Consider the following 19,696-nt stretch of genomic DNA (forward strand, 5'->3'; position numbering starts at 1 on the left):
GCATTCTGGCAAATAGCTCTGTTCGGTAGATGACTTAAGGATGCGCCGAAACCCAAACGGATTTATTCTTAAAAATCTCCTTTTTCCAAATCGGCACTTTCTCTTTTAGGGTATCGATTAAAAATCGACTGGCCTCAAAACATGCGGTTCGATGCGCCGAAGAAGCCCCTACTACAACTACAGGTTCTTCTACTTTTTTGGCACCGACGGCGTGCCGAATCAGTACTTTGTTGAGTTCCCATTTCTCCATGGCTTCCAAGGCAATTTTTTCCATTTCCTTAAGTGCCATATTCTTATAGGTCTCGAACTCTAAGGCTACTACCTCTTCATTATTGGTAAACTCGCGTACCGCGCCCACAAAAACACAGATACCCCCACTTTGCGGGTGGGAAAGTTCACTGTACACATTCGCCGAATCGATATGGTCTACTATTTCTATTGTCAGTTTTTCCATTAACCTCCGCTTACAGGTGGAATTATTGCAATTTCATCATCCTTTGTCAAAAACACGGCATCGGTAGCATACTCACTGTTAACAGCTACTGCCAGCGAAGAAAGCTTCCCAAATTCGGGGTAGGATGCGGTCAAAAGACGCTTTAAATCCCCCACCGAACCGGGCAGTTCGTCCGTTTCCGAAAATCGGATTTCAGATTTCCCGACAATGTCTTTGGCTATGCCAAACAATAATACTTCCATATTGCAAAGATGATCTTAAAATTAAACAAAAAAAAACGGCTTGCGTCGCAGATTAGGTCATTTTTAACCTTTATCCTTTACTATTTCCGCTTTTTCGGGTTTCTTAAAAAAACCATCGGGTTTGGCTACTTCACTAACGGTCACATTTTCAAATGGAACGGTGTTTTTAGGCGTCTTAATTTCCTTTCCTTCGTAAGTATACCAAGTAATGGATTTAGGAAGTACCACATCTGAAACGGGCATCCAATCATTATATCGAATCCAGCGAACATCATCAGATGGTTCATCGGAGCCATAGGTAAACGTATACCCCAACCAAGCCATTTGGTAGGTTTCCGGATCGTAATGCAGGTAGTATTCATCTTTTGAAGAAGCCCCTACCCCATCATTATAGCTCATATGCACCCCAGGGTATGACTTTCCCTCGAAAACCAAATCTTCCGCTTTTTTATAATTGATGTTATCATCGGCAAAGACATAGGGCATCGTATAAAAGTAGAACATCAGATTATGGTACAAAGCAGCATTGCCCTTATAGCTTTTGGATTCATCCAACAGCCATACATTTTCCCCGTCATAACCCAATGTTGCGTCGGGTAAGACAATTTTATCTTTTCTGGAATATAAATCGACGGTATGTTGTTCCCTTGCATCGGGTTTTGGTATATCAAACTCCAATGTTCTTTTACTTCTCCAGTTTTGAAGTCCGCCATGGGCAGCGAAAACTTTGTTCAAAGCTTCGGGATATTTATTTGCTTTGGAAGCGACCTGTGTCTCTGGTATCTCTGTGACATCGGCCTGTACTTCCTTGGGTTTTTCCTTACAGGATAAAAATAGAAGCAATGCGATAATAGTTAATTGATATTTCATGTTTTGTTTTTAGATTTTGCAATAGGTCGCATACCTTTCCAATAATTTACATATTAAACCCCATTTAGCTAATAAGATGACAGTGAAAATTAACCACTTTATGTCGAGGCGAGGTCATTTCTAAGTTTTCGAGCACCGTAGCGGCATGAAAAAATGGCAAAAACAGGATGCCCTAAGACAATTTTTTAGCCAATTGAAAAAGTTTAAACGGGTTCATTGCCCTATTTTTGCATCGATGAACGAAATTAAACATATTAGTAGCCCCCAAAACCCTTTGATCAAAAAAATAGTTTTGCTCAAAGAAAAATCGCGGGAACGCAAGAAATCGAGTCTGTTTATTTTGGAGGGTGCCCGGGAGCTTCAAATGGCCCTAAGGTCCGATTACGATATTCAAACGCTACTTTTCTGTCCTGAAATAATCGAAGAACCTGAAGTTATTGAACTATTGGAAGGCAAGGCCATTCCGGAAGTCATAGCCATTACAAAAGGAGTGTATCAGAAAATTGCACATCGAGCGACCACAGAGGGTATTTTGGCCATTGTTCAATCAAAACCCCATGTCTTAAGTGCGCTTACCTTTAAAAATAGGAATCCGCTTATTTTAGTCGCGGAAGCACCCGAAAAGCCCGGAAATATTGGAGCTTTGCTACGCACCGCCGATGCCGCGAATCTTGACGCGGTCATCATAGCCAATGCCAAGGGCGACCTTTACAACCCTAACATTATTCGATCCAGTGTGGGATGCATCTTTACTACCACGCTTGCCCTGGGTAGCACCTCTGAAATCATTTCTTTTTTAAAGGAAAATAACATTGCGATATACTGTGCGGCCCTAACAGCTTCCGAGCGATATACCGAAATTGATTTTAAACCAAGTGCGGCCATCGTTGTAGGTACTGAGGCTACGGGACTTTCTGAAGAATGGCTGCAGAACGCGACAAAGAACATCATAATACCGATGTTGGGCGAGATAGACTCCATGAACGTGTCGGTATCGGCAGCAATACTTATCTTTGAGGCGAAACGACAGCGTGATTTCGAATAGAAGGCACTGGCTTTACAGCGTTTTCAGGTGGTAGTTGAAGGGAACGATGAATTAAAAGTTCCCATAAACATCACAACAAACTTTAAAACCTCTTAATGAACCACAACACCCTATTTTATATTATCGTTGGCATTTTGGTTGCCCAATTTTTACTGGAGACCATTCTAGACTATTTCAATGCGCGCCATTATAGTGATCCGGTTCCTGAGGAACTCAATGATGTTTTTGACGCGGAAGAATATCAAAAGTCACAAAATTATAAAAAGACCAATTATCGATTCGGACTTATAACTTCTACCTTTTCTCTGCTTTTAACACTTGGGTTTCTTATTTTAGGAGGCTTTGGATGGATCGATTCGATAGCTAGGGGCATTACTGATAATGATATTCTAATTGCCTTGATTTTCTTTGGCATCATCATGATTGGAAGTGATATTATCACTACTCCGTTTTCTTACTATGCTACTTTTGTTATCGAGGAAAAATTCGGTTTTAACAAGACCACAAAAAAGACTTTCTTTTTCGACAAATTAAAAGGTTGGCTCATGATGAGCATTATAGGAGGGGGTATGTTGGCCGTTGTTATTTGGTTTTTTCAGTGGGCGGGCACCAATTTTTGGATGTACGCTTGGGCCCTTATAGCGGTCTTTACGATTTTTATGAATTTGTTTTACAGCAAGTTAATCGTTCCGCTTTTCAATAAACAGCATCCGTTGGAAGAGGGTGCGCTAAAGCAAAAAATAGAGGATTATGCCCATAAAGTAGGTTTTGACCTGAAAAATATTTTCGTAATCGACGGTTCTAAACGCTCAACCAAGGCCAATGCTTATTTTTCTGGGTTTGGAAAAGAGAAAAGAGTGACGTTGTACGACACCTTGATAAACGATTTAGATGAAGACGAAATCGTAGCCGTTTTGGCGCATGAAGTCGGCCATTATAAGCGTAAACATATTATTTTCAATCTATCCGCATCGATTTTATTGACAGGGTTCACGCTTTTCCTATTGTCCATTTTTATAAACACACCCGAAGTTTCTTTGGCCATCGGGGTTTCACAACCAAGTTTTCATGCCGCTTTGATCGGATTTGGCATTCTATATAGTCCCATTTCCGAAGTAACGGGACTTATTATGAACTATTTGTCACGAAAGTTTGAATTTCAGGCTGACGACTATGCCAAAACGACGTTCGCCCGTATGCCCTTGATTACTTCCCTTAAAAAACTTTCCAAAAATAGCTTGAGCAACCTGACCCCGCATCCGGCGTATGTATTCATGCACTATTCGCACCCTCCATTGATTGCCAGAATCAGAAATTTGATAAGTTAAAGGTCATGCAGGGCATTATAAGCCCCCTGAAATTATACTTTTCCTATCTATCGTTTTGATATTCAACAACTACCCGACTATATAGTGCCTTCGGGCATAATTTTTGTTGTATACTAGAAAGTATTATGGTAATTTAGATTCAATGACTCAAGCAGCGCTAGAAAAGGAAAATAAAGAAATTGCCAGGCAATATAAAGAATTGCTGCGCATCAGTTATCAAAATTTATCTGACGACGATAAAAAGCTGATACGGGCAGCTTTTGAGGTAGCGCTTGACGCGCACAAGGAGCAACGTCGAAAATCTGGGGAAGCCTATATCTTTCATCCTATTGCGGTCGCTAAAATCGTAGCCTCTGAAATTGGTCTCGATGCCACTTCGATCGCCTCGGCACTTTTACACGATGTGGTCGAAGACACCGAGTACACTTTAGATGATATTGACCGTATGTTCGGGGAAACGGTTGCCCGAATCGTTGACGGACTCACCAAGATCGCCCACCTGAAAAAAGATATGAGTACTTCGCAACAGGCGGAGAACTTTAGAAAAATGTTATTGACCTTGAACGATGATGTTCGGGTCATCATTATCAAAATAGCCGATCGGTACCATAACATGCTGACTATGGATGCCATGCCCGAGCACAAACAGGTGCAAATGGCGTCGGAAACACTCTATATCTACGCACCGCTTGCACACCGTATCGGACTCTACAATATCAAGACCGAACTCGAAGACTTAAGCCTTAAGTATACCGAGCCCAACGTTTACCGCGATATTTATGATAAAATAGCGGACTCTAAGGAAGAACAGCAGGCTTATATCGATGCATTTTCGGGAGTTATCGACGAATCGTTAAAAAAGGAAGGGCTCAATTATTATATCAAAGGTCGGATGAAATCCATTTTTTCCATCCGGAGAAAAATGAAGGCCCAAAATGTAACCTTTGACGAAATTTATGACAAGTTCGCCATCCGTATTATTTATAAATCGGACCGTGCGAATGAAAAGTTTCTGGCATGGAAGATCTATTCCATCGTCACCGACCACTTTACCCCCAACCCCGTTCGACTACGGGATTGGATTTCTTCGCCCAAATCTACGGGTTACGAGGCATTACACATCACCGTCATGGGACCCAAAGGCCGATGGGTCGAAGTGCAGATCCGTAGTGAACGAATGCATGAAATTGCGGAAAAAGGATACGCCGCGCATTTTAAATACAAACATGGTGACCAAAAGGAACAAGGTATCGAAGTATGGCTCAATCGACTACAAGAGGCATTGGAAAATTCGAATGCCAATGCGGTAGACTTTGTTGAAGAGTTTAAACTGAACCTGTACTCGAAAGAGATTTTTGTATTCACCCCCAAAGGCGATTTAAAATCATTGCCCAAAGGGGCGACTCCCCTTGATTTTGCCTTTAACATTCATACCGAAGTGGGTATGCGCACCCGTGGTGCCAAGGTGAATGGCAAACTGGTACCGCTGAACACAACTTTGAACAGTGGCGACCAAGTTGAAATAATAACTTCCGAACAGGCCAAACCCAACCAAAACTGGTTAGATTATGCGGCCACGGCAAGGGCACGTGCAAAAATAAAATCGTCGTTACGCGAAGAAAAGAAATCGACGGCCCAAGAAGGCAAGGAAACCTTGCGCAGAAAATTAAAGTCACAAAAGATTACACTTAACGAAGATGTCATCAACAAAATGGTGGTCTTCTTTAAACTTAAAACCAGTCTAGACTTATTCTATCGTGTGGGCATCGGGGTGATCGATAATCAAATGATCAAAGACTTTGCCTCTTCGTATAGCAATGCTTTTATCAGTTTCTTTAAGAACAAAATGCGGCGCAACCCCGTTCCTGAGGGGATAAACAAAGACGAGATTACTTCCAAATACGATATGCTCGTTTTTGGCAAGGAAGAGGAAAAACTCGAGTATAAACTATCGCCGTGCTGTAACCCGATTCCCGGGGACGATGTTTTCGGCTTTATCAGTGTGAACGATGGAATCAAAGTGCATAAAAAAAACTGTCCAAATGCAATAGCCTTGCAGGCGCACTATGCCTATCGCATCATCGGCGCTAAATGGATAGACTCGACACAACAAGAATTCCGATCTGAAATTCAATTGACCGGTATCGATAACCTTGGCCTAATCAGTGAAATCACCGAAGTTATTTCAGATGATATGCATGTAAACATGCGCAATTTGAACTTTAGTACCGATGGAGGCACTTTTAAAGGAAGAATTACGGTCGTTGTCAAAAACAATTCAATATTGAAACAACTGATCGAGAATTTAAAGCAAATCAACGGCATCGATAAAGTGAGTAGAATTTAAATTTTAACTGTACCTTTGTAAATTGATTGACGTAGGAAAAATAGTTATGGCTTCGAATAAGAACCAAGAAATCGTTAAGAATGTATTCACCACCTTTTTGGGGGAAAACGGGCATAGAAAAACGCCTGAACGGTACGCCATACTTCAAGAAATTTACGATAGTGAAGAACATTTCGATATAGAATCGCTCTATATCAATATGAAAAACAAAAACTATAGGGTAAGTCGGGCCACCTTATATAATACCATTGAACTTTTGTTGGAATGCAAACTGGTCAGAAAACATCAGTTCGGTAAAAATCAGGCACAATACGAGAAATCGTATTTCGACCGACAACACGATCATGTTATCTTAACGGATACGGGCGAGGTTATGGAGTTCTGTGACCCCCGAATTCAATCGATAAAGAAAACCATTGAAGAGGTTTTCGATATTAAGATCAATACCCATTCACTTTACTTCTACGGTACTAAAAACCAAAAAGAAAACACAAACAGCTAACCAGAGAAACGTATTCATGGCAGTAGATTTATTGTTAGGGCTCCAATGGGGAGACGAAGGAAAAGGAAAAATTGTTGATGTACTTACCAAAGATTATGATATTATCGCCCGCTTTCAAGGAGGTCCCAATGCAGGACACACCTTAGAATTCGATGGTATCAAACACGTGCTACATACGATACCCTCGGGTATATTTCACAAAAACGCCATGAACATTGTAGGTAATGGGGTGGTAATCGACCCTGTTATTTTCAAGAAAGAACTCGATGCCCTGGTAAAGTTCAATATCGACATCAAGTCGAAACTTTTTATATCACGCAAGGCGCATTTGATATTGCCAACACACCGTTTGTTGGATGCAGCCTCGGAAGCCTCTAAAGGTAAAGCCAAGATCGGATCTACCCTAAAAGGTATCGGCCCCACTTACATGGACAAAACTGGTAGAAACGGGATGCGTGTAGGAGATCTCGAACTTGCCGATTGGAAAGAGAAATACAGGGCCTTGGCCGATAAGCACGAGACCATGATCGACTTTTATAACGTCGATATCGAATACGACCTAAAAGAACTGGAAAATGATTTCTGGACGGGTATCGAAGCATTGAAAAAATTGACATTTATAGATAGTGAAGAATACCTTTTCAGGGCACAAAAAGAAGGTAAAAAAATACTGGCCGAAGGCGCGCAAGGGTCTTTGCTAGATATTGATTTTGGCACCTACCCCTTTGTGACTTCTTCGAATACCACCGCTGCAGGTGCCTGTACCGGCTTGGGTGTTGCCCCAAATCAAATTGGGGCGGTAAAAGGAATTTTCAAGGCCTATGTAACCCGTGTAGGAAGTGGTCCCTTCCCTACCGAACTTTTTGATGAAGATGGTGAAACCATGGGCCGCGTCGGCAATGAATTCGGAGCGACTACCGGTCGACCAAGACGTTGTGGGTGGCTTGATCTAGTGGCATTAAAATATGCCGTACAGATCAATGGGGTCACCGAACTTATGATGATGAAAGGCGATGTATTAAGCGGATTCAAAAAAATTAAGATCTGCACCGCCTACAATTACAAGGGCAAAGAAATCAAACACTGGCCTTATAATATCGAAGCCGAAAATGTAAGCCCTATCTATACCGAAATGGACGGGTGGTCACAAGACCTTACCCAGATGACCAGTGCCGAACAATTGCCGGCCGCTTTAAATGCGTATATCGATTTTCTAGAGAAAGAATTGGAAGTACCGATCAAAATCGTTTCGGTAGGCCCAGACCGCACCCAGACGATTCACCGATAATATTCGATGGTGTTATAAACACCTTTAAAACGGCACTTTCAGTGCTAATAAAAATGCCCGTCAGACTTGTTGTGACGGGCATTTTTGTTGTAAGCTGCCGAGAATAACTCCATTAAAGACAACCCTAAAAACAGTTTAGTAGAACCTCAAATCGTTAGTTTTGTTTGATATAGCTGAGAACACTTTCCTGTAGTGTTGTGATAATTAAAAGTTTTAGGATCTTGCGGATATTAAAAGAAAAAAGCTATATTTGTAATATCAACTATTGATATATCAATAATGATTGAAGAAATTCTGCTTTTCCAAATAGACAAGACCAGTAAGGTTGCCAAACAGTATTCCCAAAGGGAGTTTGATAGATTGGGTTTAAACATCACCGTTGAGCAATGGATCCTACTAAAAATCGTTCATGAAAGCAATCATATTTCACAGAAAGAATTAGCAGAAAAGTCGTTACGAGACCCCGCCTCTATTACCCGAACGCTTGACCTATTGCAAAAAAAAGAATTAATAAATCGCTTGCCTATCCCTGAAAACAGAAGGCAATACAATATCAACCTATCTAAAAAAGGAGCAGCATTCGTACAGAAGAATATGCCCATAGTCGATGCCCACAGAAAAAAGAGTATCGAAGGTCTTTCTGAAAAGGACCAACAAACTCTGAACAACCTGTTAAAACGGATTCAAGAGAATATGAATTAAAAAAATTTACAGTATAAATTGATATATCAATAATTGATACAATAAAGGAACCTTTATGAAAACGATACTTATCACTTTGCTTATAGCAACCATATCAGCACTACTGATGGGACAGCAAAAATTACACACTATTAAAAAAAATGGAATGGAGGTACAATGGCATCACGAAAAAGACAAAATACTGTTCAAAATAACCGCTCCCACCACTGGCTGGGTCACCATCGGGTTTAACGAATCGAATACGATAACCGGAGCCTATCTATTGATGGGCAGGGTTTGTCAAAATGATGCCGAAGTAGTTGAACATTTTACGATTGGCCCTGGAAACTATGTGCCCATACAAACATTGGACGACAAAATACTGATTTCAGAAGTTTCGGGTTTTGAGGCCAATGCCGTTACCACCATTTCATTTTCAGTCGCCGTTTCTTCAACCTGTACCTATCAAAAAAATCTTGCTGCCGGCACACCGTATTGGATGACCCTAGCCTATAGCAGCGAAGATGACTTTCAACATCATTCCATGATGCGTACTTCTGTTCGTATAAAACTTTAGAAAGGAAAGTAACGATTTACAAAACACCACTTAAGCGAAATTCAAGAACCTCTAAAATCAATTCTAACAATCATTAAAATTCAAAATAATGAAAAAATTATTCGTAGTAATCGCAATTACACTTTGTTCAGGGCTAAGAAGTCACGCACAATCACCCGATAAATTGGGAATAACCGAGACTATTCAGTCTTTTTCCAAAGCGGGCGACACCAATGATTTTACCGAACTCGCAAAACACCTTGATGACAACTATCGCATCATATCAAACCGCCTCTTCGGAAGCACTGAAGTCTCCGTTATGCCAAAGCATATCTATTTAGAAAAAATAAAGACCAAAGAATATGGCGGAGATAGTAGAACTGTTACCATTAAAGAAATCGCCTTAAACGGAAATACCGCAAGCGCCAAAGTTGTTTTTAAAGGAACCAAACTTACGTTTACTTCATTGATCATCTTAATCAAGAACGAAGAAGGCATTTGGAAACTAGTTAGTGAAACCCCTATAGGGGGCTAAGGGTAAGTGTAAAAATATACCGCAACACGGCAGTGATCGATGCCTGTCTCTAATTCTCAAAATACGGATACCAAAACGGCTTTTAAGGCCGTTTTGTTTTTTTTAAAAGGAAGGGGCGGTTACCAAGGAGGCCAAAGCCCTCGTAGAATTTACCCATCAAAGCCCAACCACCTTTACCCTACCCTAATAATAATTTGCGGTTAAGCCGTCTTACAAAAAACTAACTTTCAGATTATAATTTTTAATGTATTTTTATTCAGCCTACGAGTAGACTTCCCCACTTTTAGACCTTGCATTTGAGGTATGGCTGTAAAATAAAGCCAGGTAAAAAGGTCATGTGCAACAAGGTAAGTACATGACAGAGCCTTCCCCAAGTTTGATTGTTATGAACTTAGAAATAGATAAAGGAGAAGTATAGGGTTTAATGGCTCGTGGAAAAGGAATACTAAATAGACAACTAGCAATAGAAGTAAACAACTAAAAGCCAGTACATCACAGCTATATTATGCATTTACAAAAACATACGTACTAGTTAATAAATTTTATAGATGATAAAAACAAAAGCACTGATACTTTTCCTATTCACCCTTTTCAATTTTGGATGTAAAAATGAAAACAAAGAGAATAACAAGCCGCTGTCGATTGAAAAACAAAATGAAATAAATGCTTATTTAGAAACGGAGGTTAAAAATACGCTTGGCTTGGCAATCGCTGTAATAAAAGATGGAAATGTTGTCTATGAAAATTATTTAGGAAAAGAAAATCTAAACAATAAATCAGTAAGCAAAGAAAGTATCTTCCCGTTATATTCGCTCTCTAAGCTTATCACTTCTACCGCTGTTTTTCAATTAATCGAAGAAAACAAAATTCACCTAGATGATAAAATACCGCTATACATTGACAACCTACCTACAGAATGGAAAAGTATTGAAGTAAAGCATTTATTGACGCATTCGTCGGGACTTCCAGATTACGACCTAATGAAAGGAAAAGTTTCAGAAAGTATTACGATGATAAACTTAACCCAAAATAAGTTGCGCTTTAAAAAAGGAGAACGTTGGGAGTATAATCAAACGAATTTTTGGTTTATTTCAAAAATCATTGAAAAGGTGACTAAAAAAAGTTTTGAGAGTTTTGTAATTGAAACTCAGTTTGCAAACGATACTGTTCTTTTTTCCTCAAATTTCATTGATTCCATACCGAATAGAAGTTTTAAGTATAATTTTAATACCAGTTCTGAAAATTGGGAGAAAGTAAATTTAGATTTTGGAAAAAGAGCCAATTCTGCCGGCGGACTAAACCTCACATTGAATCAGTTTGTTGCGTGGAACAAACAGTTTGATGCTAATGAATTTATTCAACCCATTACAAAAAATAAAATGTGGACCCCCTTTGAGTACGACACCCCTTTCTATTTCGAGGATGAAAAAGACCAGTTCTTATACGGTTGGCAACAATATTCAACAAATAATGAGATTTCCTATGGATTTACCGGAGGCTTGGTAACTGGATATAGAAAATTCATAAATCAAAATATGACAATTATTGTCTTGACAAACGGATTGAAAAATTCACCAATTCGGAATAAGATTATCAATAAAATTGCAGGTATTGTTGACGAAAAGTTAGCCGAGTAAAACGAAGTGGTATGCAAGCAAAAAATAGCGCCGAAATACAACTAAGACCCGCGACCCTTAACGACCTTGAATTACTAAAATATTGGGATACAAAACAGCACGTTATTGATTGTGACCCTGATACGGAATGGAATTGGGAAATAGAGCTGGGCCGAAACCCAGAATGGCGCGAACAGTTAGTAGCTGAATTAAACGGACAGCCCATCGGATTTGTTCAAATAATTGACCCTTTTTTGGAAGAAACCCAGTATTGGGGAGCCGTGGCGCAAAACAAGCGGGCCATCGACATTTGGATAGGTGAAGAACATAATATCAATAAGGGATACGGAACAACCATCATGGAACTTGCCATTCAAAGATGCTTTCAAAATCAAGCTATCGATGGCATTCTTATCGACCCGTTAAAATCAAATAGTAAGGCCCATCGGTTTTATAAGCGATTGGGGTTTGAATTTGTGGAAGAAAGAGTGTTTGACAATACCGCTTGTTACATCTATGAATTAAAAAGAAAAAGGTAACGTACAACACAGGTGAGCAGCCAAAAAAAATGGGACCGTAATAACCACTTTTTAGATTGCTAATTTTAATGTATTTTTAAATCGTTTAAAATTAGACTTCCCCACTTTTTATTCCCCATCTGAAATATCTATAGATATAATTACATCTATATAAACATGTTGTGTGTAACGCAAAAAACATCAAAACCGCAATGACAGATAGAACCGCAACGGATACAATTAAAGGATACTTTTATCAATTTGATTTTTCTATTCTAAAAGTATTAGAGTTAGAAAATGAAAATCATCAAATTACTGTTGAAGGAATTGAGGATATTGACATTGACAATGCTACAGAGGAAACAGCTATTCAGTGCAAATACCATTCTAAAACAGAATATAATCACTCTGTAATTGCAAAGCCTATAAGGCTTATGTTGAATCATTTTAGAGAAGTATTAAATGGTAAAGAAAAGAAGGTTAAGTACAATTATTATGGTCATTTTAAATCTGGTCAATCAAAGTTAACATTACCCATAACGTTAGATTTTTTAAAAACAAACTTATTAACTTATACTAAAGCAAAAAATAAATATAAGCATTTTGATGAGTTGAAATTAAGTGATAACGACTTATTATCATTTTTAAAACAATTGGAAATTAATATAAATGCAAAATCTTATGAAGACCAACTTTCACAAATTTATAAGCTTCTAAAAAACCAAAATGAATTTAATTCTGACGACTTTGATGCTGAAAATTACTTTTACAATAACGCATTAAAAGTAATAAGCTATCTCGCTATAAAGGAGAAAAAAAGCGACAGAACAATAAGTAAAAAGAAATTTTTACAAGAAATAAATTCAAAAAACATCCTATTCCATAAATGGTTTCTTGAATATAAAGGAAAGAAAAAGCTATTAGCAAACTTAAGGAAAGAATTTTTTACATCATATAACATATCACCATTTGAGAGATTTTTCCTTTTTGAAGTTAAAGCTAATTATTCAATGAGTGATTTAAAGAGCGTAATACATTTAATTTCAACAAAGTGGTCCGATATTAAATCTGTAAAAAATCCAGATACATTTTGCCCATATATTTATATTAACGGTTTGAAGAAATCCGATTTAATAAGTCTTAAAACTGAACTTCACAAAGAAGGTTACAAACTTAATGATGGATTTAATTTTAGTGGCTCACCTTTTAATTTAAATTCTATTCAAGAGAAAGCTACATTTCACAATAAAATAACTATCAAAATAATAAACGAATTAAGTTTTATAGAATTATTATTAAACGAAATTTCAAAAACTAAAGAAGTTTATCAATTTTTCTATAAGAAACCATTTTTTATAACAGCCACAAAAAGTATAAGGGTTGTAAATATTCAGATTCAAGAATTAAATGATATTAAAAATATAATATAATGGCAGTTGAAACAATAAATGCAGAAGTAATTGCTGTCTTTCCTAATAAAGTAAAGATAAAAGTTGATAAACTTGAAGACTTCAGAATTGCAGATGAATCTTTACGAGTTGGGTCTTACCTGAAAATTTATGGTAATGACAATGCAATTTTAATGGCTATAATTGAAAATTTTTCAATAGACGTGTCAGAAAAAGATGGAGTAGCTTCTCGTACTCATTTAATCGAAGCAAGTCCATTAGGAATTATTAAAAATGGAACATTTACTCGTGGTGGAGATGATTTAACAATCCCACCAAAAAAAGTTGAACCAGCTACAGAAGAAGAAATAAGAAAGATTTATATTGATTCAGTTAAAGCAAATGAGCAATTTACATTTTCTTCATTATCATCAAATCATAAAATCAGAATTCCTGTAAATGGAAATAAATTTTTCAATAAGCATATTGCAGTAGTTGGATCAACTGGCTCTGGGAAATCCCATACTCTTTCAACTATAATTCAGACCGCTGTTAATTCAAAAAGTGGCAATTTTACCCTAAATAATTCACACGTAATTATTTTTGATATTCACTCTGAATACAAGTCTGCTTTTCCAGATGCCAACTTTATTGATATTTCCAATCTTAATTTACCATATTGGTTATTAAATAGTGAGGAATTGGAAGAAATTCTACTTGATACAGGAGAAAGGGATAATTACAATCAATCCTCTGTTTTTAGAAAGTTAGTAACTGAAAATAAGAAGAAACATAATAAAGGAAAAGAAAAAATATTTTATGATTCACCTTTGTTTTTTGATATAGATGAGATTCGAAATGCTTTGTACAATTTAAAGAACGAAACGAAAAATTCAAAAAACACAAATAGAATTATGATTATTGATGATTCATATACTTGTGCAAATAGCGCAACTACTGTCGATACAGGTCTATTATTTTCAGAAGATGAAAAAATATTAAAGTATTTTGAGAAGGAATTTGAATTTCACACACCAAAAAATCAAAATATTACGAAGGGAGATTATGCTGACGGAACTTTAGATAAGTTTTACGTAAGATTTCAAGAAAAAATAAATCAGGATAGATTAACATTCTTGTTTGGAGACAACGCAAAAAACATTTCATTCGAAAACACACTAAAGCATCTTTTAGGATATAATATTAACAAAAATGTTACAGTAATAGATTTGAGTGGTGTTCCATTTGAAGTTTTGAGCATTACTGTTTCTTTAATATCAAGAATCATTTTTGAATACGGATATATTTATAAACGTTTGAGAAATAAAGTTAATCCTCATGAGAAAATAAATAATGACATACCAATATTGTTAGTGTTTGAGGAAGCACATAAATATGTACCAAATAGCGAATTAGTTAAATATCGTTCATCAAAAAAATCAATTGAACGAATAGCTAAAGAGGGAAGAAAATATGGTGTTACTTTACTTTTAGCAAGTCAAAGACCTTCTGAAATTTCAGAAACCATTTTTTCTCAATGTAACAACTTTATTGCTATGAGATTAACGAATCCAATAGACCAAGGTTATGTTAAAAAGCTATTGCCAGATACTTTAGGGTCTTTAATTGAAAAAATGCCTTCCTTAAAACAAGGAGAAGCATTATTGATTGGAGAATCTGTTATACTTCCCTCAATTGTTCAGATTGACAGATGTGATAAAGAACCATCATCAAACGATATACCGTATTGGGAACTTTGGAAAGATGAATGGAAAGAAATGGATATTGACAAAATTAAAGAAGAATGGTACAAGTAATCACAATTCATAACAAATACTAAAATAAAACATAGTGCGAGTAGTTGCTATCACGAAGATTATTGCATTTAAGAAAAAAGAATTATGAATGAAATAATTTGCCCAAATTGTAAAAAAGCTTTTAAAGTTGATGAGGCCGGATTTGCTGAAATTCTTAAACAAGTTCGTGACCATCAATTTGAGGAAGAACTAAATCACCGACTAGCTCTTGCAGATAAGGAAAAAGAAAGTGCAGTTGAACTTGCTAAAGCCAACCTTAAAAACTTCTTACAAGAAGAACTAACAAAAAAGGACAAAGAACTGGCCGAATTAAAAGCCAAAAGCAATACTGAACTTGCTGAAAAACTAGCCAAAAAAGAAACAGAAATCGCTGAAATGAAGTCCCAAATTCAAAGTGCAGAAATTCAAAAAAAATTAGAAGTTTCTGAAGCCATTAAGATGATTGAAAAAGAACGTGACAATCTGGCTAATGATTTAAAAATTAAAGAAACTGAGACACAACTACTTGAAAAATCCATTAAGGAACAATTTACAAATAAGCTCGTTGTAAAAGATGAAACCATCAGAATGAAAGATGATGAAATTGCGCGCTTAAAAGACTTTAAGCAGAAGCTTTCAACAAAAATGGTTGGCGAAACGTTAGAACAACATTGTGAAACTGAATTCAACAAACTTCGCGCAACAGCTTTTCAAAATGCTTATTTTGAAAAAGACAATGATTCGAAAGGAGGAAGTAAAGGCGATTTTATTTATAAAGAAACTGATGAGGCAGGTAATGAAATCATTTCAATTATGTTCGAAATGAAGAATGAAAACGATGAAACTGCGACAAAAAAACGAAACGAAGATTTCTTTACGAAACTTGATAAAGACCGACAAGAAAAGAACTGTGAATATGCAGTTTTAGTTTCCCTTTTGGAATCAGAAAACGAGTTTTATAATACTGGAATAGTAGATGTTTCTCATAAATTTGAGAAAATGTACGTTGTACGACCTCAATTTTTCATACCAATTATTACGCTTCTTCGTAATGCAGCAATGAATTCCCTGAAATACAAGGCCGAACTGAACCTAATCAGAAATCAAAACGTTGATATCACCAACTTTGAGGAAAAGATTGATGCATTCAAAAAAGGATTTGCCTATAATTATGATTTAGCTAGTCGAAAATTTAAAACAGCGATTGATGAGATTGATAAATCAATAAAAAATCTTCAAAAAACGAAAGATGCGTTGTTGTCCTCGGAAAACAACTTGAGATTAGCCAACAACAAAGCTGATGATTTAACAATTAAAAAATTAACCCACGGAAACCCCACAATGAAAGCAAAATTCGATAACCTTTCGGATAACGCTGCTAAATTGTAACCAAATAAAGACACCTCAACAACATACTCAATAAAAACCTCTAGTCCAGTACCCTAAAGTTAATTACTATTTTCATTTTCACCTTATCCATCTTAAACCCATATGTCCAAAAAAACATCCCCAAAATCATTTTTTTCCGCTGCCTTTCTTATGCTTTCTATGGTACTATTACCCAGCTGTGCAGCGCAGATTCAAACTCAGAATACGACAGAAATCAACCCAAATCAATTTAAAGGCTCCGATGTTCAACGTATTCAAGCGGCCATCGGTGCAGCCACGGGTACCACCCATACGATTACCATTCCCTCAAGAAATGCTAACGGCACCAATGTCTGGGTAGTAGACCATGCCATTTTAGTACCCAGTAACATGAACATCTTACTTGATAACTGCACGCTGCAATTATCAGATAGCTGCCGCGATAATATGTTTAGAAGTAGTAATATTGGTCTTGGCATAACCAACCCTACGTGGAACCACAACATAAACATAATCGGCATTGGCGACGCCTATTTAAAAGGGGCGACCAACCCCAGGGCAACAGGTGATGGTCATCGCCAATTGACCTTAGATCCCGAAACCGAAAAAAAAGCGGGCAATTGGCGGGTCAGTTATGGCAGTGATGCCGGCAAAGAAGATATCAAGCAAAAAGGGGACTGGCGCAATATCATGATCTTGATGGGTTATGTCGATGGCTTTAAATTAAAGAATGTTACTATTGAAAGTGCCCATGCCTGGGCCCTAAGTTTTGAACGAACCAGTAATGCCGAACTATCGCATATTCGATTTGATTGTCCCGAAACCCAAATTATAAACGGCAAAGAAGTATTTGTTGCCAATAGAGATGGTATCGATTTACGCCACGGCTGTAAAAACTTTCGTATCGACAATATTTCAGGCGTTACGGGCGACGATTTTATCGCCATGTCGACCTTGGGTATCTATTCCGAAAATCCCGAAGGCGGCAGTATCAATTCCACCATGGTCACTTCCCGCACTTGGCACGGTCCGGAAGATGATACCGAGCAAATTTTTATTACCAACATCGTCTGTAAAAGCACGACAAGGGCGGTTGCCATTCGCGCAAACGATGTGGCCAGTATCAATAATGTGTTTATCGACGGCGTGATGTTCAGCGGAGGGTACAATACCATGCTTATAGGTGGAAAAGGCTACGGTCATGATTCAAAACCGGGGAAAATAAATAATATTCATGCCATGAATATTATCGGCGATGGCCAATCTCTGGTACAAATTGAGGAAGCTATTGCCGACTGTAGCATTAGTAATGGCGTTTATAAAGGGGACGGTGAGCAATTAATCAAATACAATAAAATTGATGCCTCCGAAACTTCCAATGTTATTTTAAATAATGTGATACAGCTTCAGAAATAGGCGGCAGAAAAAAATTACCGCTACCTCCCCTACCGACCTAAGAATGACCAAAGCAACAAAAGCCGCCGCAGCTGCTTTTTTCTTGTACAACGGCATGCCGTCTTAATCCACTGCGGCTGATTTCCTAAACGGAAATCCTTAACTTTAGCCCATGGTTTGGTGCTGGGTAAAAATTCAAAATAAATTTTTCCGGCTGTGCTATGAACCGAGCCATTCTAACACACGAAGAGATACCTAAAAGTATGATTGAAAATCGAGAGAATCCGATAGCAATTAAAAAAGAAGAATTTAAAAAGCTAGGCTATCAATTAATTGACAGCATTGCCGATTTCATTGATTCCATTGAAGAAAGACCGGTCACTACCACTAAAACCCCGAGTGAATTACAAAAAACACTGGGCGATGCCCCGCTACCAACAAATGGCACTCCCGCTGGCGAACTGCTTACCAAAACGACCGACCTGCTTTTCAATAATTCTTTATTCAATGGCCATCCAAAATTTTTGGGGTACATCACCTCTTCGGCAGCTCCCTTGGGAGCCTTGGCCGATCTATTGGCTTCTTCGGTGAATGCCAACGTCGGGGCGCATATATTAAGTCCGATCGCGACTGAAATTGAAAAGCAAACCGTCAAGTGGTTGGCTGAATTTATTGGTGTATCGCCCAATTATGGCGGTATTTTGGTCAGTGGCGGCAATATGGCAAATTTCACGGCTTTTTTAGCGGCGAGAACGGCCAAAGCTCCAAAATCCATTAAAGAAGACGGTATTTCGAACGCCTCGGAAAAGCTGACTGTTTACTGCTCAAAATCAACCCATACCTGGATTGAAAAAGCAGCTATTTTATTCGGCTTGGGAACGAAATCAATTCGTTGGATACCCACCACTTCATCGAACCAACTGGACGAAAAGATTCTAGAAGAAACGATCAAAGAAGATATAAAAAACGGCTGTAAACCATTAATGGTCGTCGGAACGGCGGGTGACGTAAGTACAGGCGTGGTAGATAACCTAGCGGCAATTTCGAACCTTTGCAAAAAATACGATCTGTGGTTTCATATCGATGGTGCTTATGGAATTCCCGCGGCAGTTATTCCTGAATTACAGCGTATGTTCGAAGGCGTTTCAGAAGCGGACTCTATTGCGCTCGATCCTCACAAATGGCTATACAGTCCGCTAGAGGCCGGGTGTACGTTGGTCAAAGATCCACAGCATTTGATCGATACGTTTAGTTCGCATCCCGAATATTATAATTTTAGTAGTGTTGAAGGTGAAGTAGCGCAGAATTTCTATGAATTCGGATTGCAAAACTCCCGTGGTTTTAGAGCTTTAAAAGTCTGGCTAACGCTACAGCAAGTAGGCAGAAATGGCTATATAAAATTGATTAATGAGGATATTGAATTATCTAAACTATTACTGCTACAGGCCGAGAACCACGAAGAATTGGAAGCGATTGCCCAAAACCTGAGCATTACGACGTTTCGGTATATTCCAAAGCATTATAAAAGTAGCGCAGGGCAGAAAGAGGACTATTTAAATGCGCTGAATGAAGCGCTATTAAACGATTTACAAATGGGTGGAGAAGTTTTTCTATCCAATGCCATTGTGAACGAAAAGTATTGCCTACGAGCTTGTTTTGTCAATTTCAGGACGTCACAAAAAGATATTGGAGAAATTATTGCCATCGTCGTAAAAGAAGGTAGAAAAACACACGAAAGGCTATCTCAAACCAAAGATTGAAGCGTTA

The 19,696-nt window shown here is 37.9% G+C and carries 18 protein-coding genes; 15 read left to right on the forward strand and 3 right to left on the reverse strand.

Going from position 1 to position 19,696, the window contains the following annotated elements; all coding sequences use genetic code 11:
- Positions 1-34: 34 nt before the first annotated feature.
- From BLS33_RS03765 to BLS33_RS03775, 3 genes are all read right to left on the reverse strand, one after another.
- Positions 35-454, reverse strand: coding sequence for a molybdenum cofactor biosynthesis protein MoaE (locus BLS33_RS03765; RefSeq protein ID WP_089885427.1), 420 nt, complete (start codon positions 452-454; stop codon positions 35-37).
- Positions 454-696, reverse strand: a complete 243-nt coding sequence (locus tag BLS33_RS03770) for a MoaD/ThiS family protein (protein ID WP_089885429.1) — start codon at positions 694-696, stop codon at positions 454-456. The genes BLS33_RS03765 and BLS33_RS03770 overlap by 1 nt, the downstream gene beginning before the upstream one ends.
- Before the next feature lie 63 nt (positions 697-759).
- Positions 760-1,566 carry a DUF6503 family protein gene (locus BLS33_RS03775; RefSeq protein ID WP_089885430.1) on the reverse strand — a complete coding sequence of 269 codons (807 nt, stop codon included), beginning with the start codon at positions 1,564-1,566 and terminating at the stop codon, positions 760-762.
- Positions 1,567-1,801: 235 nt separating this feature from the next.
- On the opposite strand from BLS33_RS03775, the gene BLS33_RS03780 reads away from it, so the two are divergent.
- From BLS33_RS03780 to BLS33_RS03850, 15 genes are all read left to right on the forward strand, one after another.
- Positions 1,802-2,611 carry a TrmH family RNA methyltransferase gene (locus BLS33_RS03780; RefSeq protein WP_089886209.1) on the forward strand — a complete coding sequence of 270 codons (810 nt, stop codon included), beginning with the start codon at positions 1,802-1,804 and terminating at the stop codon, positions 2,609-2,611.
- Positions 2,612-2,706: 95 nt separating this feature from the next.
- Entirely contained in the window at positions 2,707-3,939 is a 1,233-nt protein-coding gene (locus tag BLS33_RS03785; RefSeq protein ID WP_089885432.1) for a M48 family metallopeptidase, read from the forward strand.
- Between the two features lie 142 nt (positions 3,940-4,081).
- A complete protein-coding gene (locus BLS33_RS03790) occupies positions 4,082-6,286 on the forward strand; it encodes a RelA/SpoT family protein (RefSeq protein ID WP_089885434.1) in 2,205 nt (734 codons plus the stop codon).
- A 46-nt stretch (positions 6,287-6,332) separates the two neighbouring features.
- A complete protein-coding gene (locus BLS33_RS03795) occupies positions 6,333-6,788 on the forward strand; it encodes a Fur family transcriptional regulator (RefSeq protein ID WP_089886211.1) in 456 nt (151 codons plus the stop codon).
- A 16-nt stretch (positions 6,789-6,804) separates the two neighbouring features.
- Positions 6,805-8,076 carry an adenylosuccinate synthase gene (locus BLS33_RS03800; protein WP_089885436.1) on the forward strand — a complete coding sequence of 424 codons (1,272 nt, stop codon included), beginning with the start codon at positions 6,805-6,807 and terminating at the stop codon, positions 8,074-8,076.
- A gap of 279 nt (positions 8,077-8,355) precedes the next feature.
- Positions 8,356-8,778 (forward strand): MarR family winged helix-turn-helix transcriptional regulator, encoded by a 423-nt coding sequence (locus tag BLS33_RS03805; protein WP_089885437.1) that lies wholly within the window; start codon positions 8,356-8,358, stop codon positions 8,776-8,778.
- Positions 8,779-8,833: 55 nt separating this feature from the next.
- Positions 8,834-9,334: a DOMON domain-containing protein gene (locus tag BLS33_RS03810; RefSeq protein ID WP_089885439.1), complete on the forward strand. Its 501-nt coding sequence runs from the start codon at positions 8,834-8,836 to the stop codon at positions 9,332-9,334.
- An 88-nt stretch (positions 9,335-9,422) separates the two neighbouring features.
- The gene (locus tag BLS33_RS03815) at positions 9,423-9,848 is read left to right on the forward strand and encodes a nuclear transport factor 2 family protein (RefSeq protein ID WP_089885440.1); all 426 of its coding nucleotides are present in this window, start codon (positions 9,423-9,425) and stop codon (positions 9,846-9,848) included.
- 548 nt (positions 9,849-10,396) lie between these two features.
- Positions 10,397-11,485: a serine hydrolase domain-containing protein gene (locus BLS33_RS03820; RefSeq protein WP_089885442.1), complete on the forward strand. Its 1,089-nt coding sequence runs from the start codon at positions 10,397-10,399 to the stop codon at positions 11,483-11,485.
- Between the two features lie 11 nt (positions 11,486-11,496).
- On the forward strand, positions 11,497-12,003 hold the full coding sequence (locus BLS33_RS03825) for a GNAT family N-acetyltransferase (protein ID WP_089885443.1): 507 nt from the start codon (positions 11,497-11,499) through the stop codon (positions 12,001-12,003).
- Positions 12,004-12,194: 191 nt separating this feature from the next.
- Positions 12,195-13,412: a DUF4297 family anti-phage-associated protein gene (locus tag BLS33_RS03830; protein WP_089885445.1), complete on the forward strand. Its 1,218-nt coding sequence runs from the start codon at positions 12,195-12,197 to the stop codon at positions 13,410-13,412.
- Positions 13,412-15,187 carry an anti-phage-associated helicase HerA gene (gene herA / locus BLS33_RS03835; RefSeq protein WP_176801313.1) on the forward strand — a complete coding sequence of 592 codons (1,776 nt, stop codon included), beginning with the start codon at positions 13,412-13,414 and terminating at the stop codon, positions 15,185-15,187. Before BLS33_RS03830 ends, herA begins: the two co-directional genes overlap by 1 nt.
- An 84-nt stretch (positions 15,188-15,271) precedes the next feature.
- Positions 15,272-16,555, forward strand: coding sequence for a DUF2130 domain-containing protein (locus BLS33_RS03840; protein WP_089885448.1), 1,284 nt, complete (start codon positions 15,272-15,274; stop codon positions 16,553-16,555).
- A gap of 102 nt (positions 16,556-16,657) precedes the next feature.
- The gene (locus BLS33_RS03845) at positions 16,658-17,950 is read left to right on the forward strand and encodes a glycoside hydrolase family protein (RefSeq protein WP_089885450.1); all 1,293 of its coding nucleotides are present in this window, start codon (positions 16,658-16,660) and stop codon (positions 17,948-17,950) included.
- 200 nt (positions 17,951-18,150) lie between these two features.
- Entirely contained in the window at positions 18,151-19,689 is a 1,539-nt protein-coding gene (locus BLS33_RS03850; RefSeq protein WP_245731267.1) for a pyridoxal phosphate-dependent decarboxylase family protein, read from the forward strand.
- Positions 19,690-19,696 lie beyond the last annotated feature (7 nt).

Origin of the sequence: Kriegella aquimaris (genome assembly GCF_900103215.1) — a bacterium.
GTDB lineage: Bacteria > Bacteroidota > Bacteroidia > Flavobacteriales > Flavobacteriaceae > Kriegella > Kriegella aquimaris.